The organism is Pseudomonas morbosilactucae, assembly GCF_023241665.1.
GTDB classification, from domain to species: Bacteria; Pseudomonadota; Gammaproteobacteria; order Pseudomonadales; family Pseudomonadaceae; genus Aquipseudomonas; species Aquipseudomonas morbosilactucae.
In genome coordinates this window covers 1-3,699 of sequence record NZ_JALQCX010000110.1, presented here as the reverse complement: position 1 = coordinate 3,699, position 3,699 = coordinate 1, and the positions used below count along the sequence as shown (strand labels likewise).

General features: G+C 60.3%; 5 protein-coding genes. All 5 read right to left on the bottom strand.

Annotated features, from left to right (window positions below; translation table 11 throughout):
• On the bottom strand, positions 1 to 761 hold a 761-nt coding region (locus tag M1B35_RS31885), incomplete at its 3' end, for a cbb3-type cytochrome c oxidase subunit I (protein ID WP_268264078.1).
• 491 nt (positions 762 to 1,252) lie between these two features.
• The gene (gene ccoP / locus M1B35_RS31880; RefSeq protein ID WP_268264077.1) at positions 1,253 to 2,200 is read right to left on the bottom strand and encodes a cytochrome-c oxidase, cbb3-type subunit III; all 948 of its coding nucleotides are present in this window, start codon (positions 2,198 to 2,200) and stop codon (positions 1,253 to 1,255) included.
• Positions 2,197 to 2,421: a cbb3-type cytochrome oxidase subunit 3 gene (locus tag M1B35_RS31875; protein ID WP_123330635.1), complete on the bottom strand. Its 225-nt coding sequence runs from the start codon at positions 2,419 to 2,421 to the stop codon at positions 2,197 to 2,199. The genes ccoP and M1B35_RS31875 overlap by 4 nt, the downstream gene beginning before the upstream one ends.
• A gap of 3 nt (positions 2,422 to 2,424) precedes the next feature.
• Positions 2,425 to 3,033 (bottom strand): cytochrome-c oxidase, cbb3-type subunit II, encoded by a 609-nt coding sequence (ccoO, locus tag M1B35_RS31870; RefSeq protein ID WP_268264076.1) that lies wholly within the window; start codon positions 3,031 to 3,033, stop codon positions 2,425 to 2,427.
• A gap of 10 nt (positions 3,034 to 3,043) precedes the next feature.
• Positions 3,044 to 3,699 (bottom strand): cbb3-type cytochrome c oxidase subunit I (locus M1B35_RS31865; protein ID WP_268264075.1); only part of this gene is annotated, 656 nt, incomplete at its 5' end.

Below are 3,699 nucleotides of genomic sequence, written 5' to 3'. Positions count from 1 at the left end.
CAGATGTACAGGGTGATCAATGCCCAGAAGTGCACGATGGACAGGCGATAGGAGTAGATCGGACGTTCGGCCTGTTTCGGCACGAAGTAATACATCATCCCCAGGAAGCCGGTGGTCAGGAAGAAGCCCACGGCGTTGTGGCCGTACCACCACTGGATCATGGCGTCGGTGGCACCGGCGTACGCCGAGTAAGACTTGAAGAAACTGACCGGCAGGGAGGCGTGGTTGACGATGTGCAGCATCGCCGTAACCACGATAAAGGCGCCGTAGAACCAGTTGCCCACATAGATGTGCTTGGTCTTGCGCTTGACGATGGTGCCGAAGAACACCAAGCCGTAGGTGACCCAGACAATGGCCAGCAAAATGGCCAGGGGCCACTCCAGCTCTGCGTATTCCTTGGTGGTGGTGTAACCCAGCGGCAAGGTGACGATTGCGCCGACGATCACCGCTTGCCAACCCCAGAAGGTGAAGGCGGCGAGGCTGTCGGAAATCAGTCGCGTCTGGCAGGTTCGCTGCACGACATAGTAGGAAGTGGCGAACAATGCACAACCACCGAAGGCGAAAATCACCAGGTTGGTGTGCAGTGGGCGAAGGCGTCCGAACGTCGTCCAGGGAAGATCGAAGTTCAGTTCAGGCCACACAAGTTGTGAGGCAATGAAGACGCCAAGCCCCATGCCAAGGATCCCCCAGACCACCGTCATGATGGCGAACTGGCGGACTACCTTATAGTTATAAGCAGTCGGACTGATTGCTGTGCTCATTCTAAGGTTCCACGGTTTTGATGTTTTATTAGGATTAAAATTCGGCCGCAAGTATGGAGAAAGCAGGGGGTCATTGCAACGCGCCATGACCTGGGTCAATGCTTTACAGCGCTTGTTCTGCGGCCTTTCCATGTGCCGAGTAGGGACAAAAATGCCCTGTCAGAAAATGTCACAGCGGACGATAAAAACGAGGGTCCAGGTTAGTTGTAACCGGGTGTGTGGAAGAAGGCCGAATAGCTGACAGGCGGTAAGTCTCACGACAGCCGGTAGATACCAGCCTTTGCGGTCTGTCATCGAACCTGAGCTTCGAACTTAACGGCTACCGTTGGCCTGTGACCGGCCGTTGCCAGTCCACTTCGGGGTGAGCTTAGACCCGAATCCGATGAGTGGAAAGGCGTACCTTGGAAGGGGTGCGACACTTGGTCGCAAAGAGGCAGGGGGCGTTTCAAGCGGCAAGCTGCAAGTGAAAACTCACAGCTTGCCGTTGATTTTTACGGCTGGTTTTCAGCTTGAGGCGGGTTATTGCTGGTGTGGGAGAGGCTGTACACGTAAGCCGCCAGCAGTTGCACTTTGTCGTTGCCGAGCAGTTCGTTCTGCGCCGGCATATGGCCTTGGCGACCATGGCGAATGGTCTGCTGCAACTGCGCCAGGCCTGTGCCGTAGATGAAACCGGCGGGTTGGGTCAGATCCGGTGCGCCCATGATCGCGGTGCCTTTGCCGTTGGCGCCGTGGCAGGCTACGCAGGTGGTGCTGAACGCCAGTTGGCCGGCTTGCAGGTCGGCGTTGCTGTCTTCAGGCAGGGGCAGGCCGGCCAACTCATGACGCACATACGCCGCCACGTTCTTCACGCCGTCTTCCTTGAGCACTTCGCCCCAGGCGGGCATCGCCGCCATGCGCCCACCAAGGATGGTGGTCTTGATGGTTTCGGCATCGCCACCCCAGCGCCAGATGTTGTCGGCCAGGTTAGGGAAGCCGAATGCGCCCTTGGCATCCGAGCCGTGGCACACCGAGCAGTTGGAGGCGAACAGGCGACCGCCCATTTTCAGCGCTTGTGAGTCCTTGGCCACTTCCTCCACGGGCATGGCGGCAAATTTGGCGAAGATCGGGCCGAACTTGGTGTCGGCCTTGGCCATTTCCTTTTCCCATTCCTTGGTCTGGGTCCAGCCGTCCTCATAGCCCGGCAGGATGCCTTTCCAGTTGCCCAGGCCAGGGTAGAGGATCAGGTAGCCCACGGCGAACACCAGGGTGCCGGCGAACAGCATGAACCACCACTGTGGCAGCGGGTTGTCGTACTCCTCGATGCCGTCGAAGGCGTGGCCCATGGTCTGGTCGACACTGCCCTTGGTTTCACCTTTGCGGGTCCCGATCAACAGCCAGGTCAGGCCGATCAGGCTGCCAATGGTCAGTACGCAGATCCATGCACTCCAGAAGGTAGTCATGGCCGAATGCTCCTTGTCACAGGCTCTTGGGATTGAGCGTCATCAGGTGGGTTGTCAGTGGCGTCCGGCAAGGGATCGTCGGCGAACGGCAGCAGGCGTGCCTGGGCGAACTCGGGGTTGCGCTTGGCGTTGAAGACCCAGATCGACAGGCCGACAAAGGCGATCATCACCACCAGGGTGCCCAGGCCGCGGATCATTCCGCTATCGAGTGCAAAAGCCATGGCTCACCTCTTGCTCTTGATGGCAGTGCCAAGCACTTGCAGGTAGGCCACCAGAGCGTCCATTTCGGTCTTGCCCTTGAGGGAGGCCGTGGCGCCGGCGATGTCGTCGTCGGTGTAAGGCACGCCCAGGGTGCGCATGGTGCGCAGCTTGATCTCGGTGTGGCTGCTGTCCACGGCCTGGGTGACCAGCCAGGGATAGGCCGGCATCTTCGACTCGGGCACCACGTTGCGCGGGTTGTACAAGTGCGCGCGATGCCAGTCATCGGAGTAGCGCGCGCCGACCCGGGCCAGGTCCGGACCGGTACGCTTGGAGCCCCAGAGGAACGGGTGATCCCAGACGCTTTCACCGGCCACCGAGTAGTGGCCATAACGCTCGGTTTCAGCACGGAACGGACGGATCATCTGTGAGTGACAGCCGACACAGCCTTCGCGGATGTAGATGTCGCGGCCTTCCAGTTGCAGCGCGGTGTAGGGCTTCATGCCTTCCACCGGCTTGTTGGTGACGTCCTGGAAGAACAGCGGGACGATTTGGGTCAGGCCGCCGATGCTGACGGCGAAGACCATCAGCAGCATCAACAGGCCGACGTTTTTCTCGATTACTTCGTGTTTCATGGCGGACTCCTCAGGCCATCTGCGCCGCGGCGGCGACTTCGGCAGGCTGGGCTGCACGTACGGTGCGCCAGGTGTTGTAGGCCATCAGCAACATGCCGCTGAGGAAGATGGCCCCGCCTACCAGCCGCACGATGAAGCCAGGGTGGCTGGCCACCAGGGTTTCGACGAAGGAGTAGGTCAAGGTGCCGTCTTCGTTGACTGCGCGCCACATCAGGCCCTGGGCGATGCCGTTGACCCACATCGAGGCGATGTAGAGCACGGTGCCGATGGTGGCGAGCCAGAAGTGCGCGTTGATCAGGCCAATGCTGTGCATCTGCTCGCGACCGAAGACTTTCGGGATCATGTGGTACAGGGCGCCGATGGAGATCATCGCAACCCAGCCCAGGGCCCCGGCGTGTACGTGGCCGATGGTCCAGTCGGTGTAGTGGGAAAGGGCGTTGACGGTCTTGATTGCCATCATCGGACCTTCGAAGGTCGACATGCCGTAGAACGCCAGGGACACCACCAGGAAGCGCAGGATCGGGTCGCTGCGCAACTTATGCCAGGCCCCCGAGAGGGTCATCATGCCGTTGATCATGCCGCCCCAGCTTGGCGCCAGGAGGATCAGCGACATCACCATGCCCAGCGACTGCGCCCAGTCCGGCAGCGCGGTGTAGTGCAGGTGGT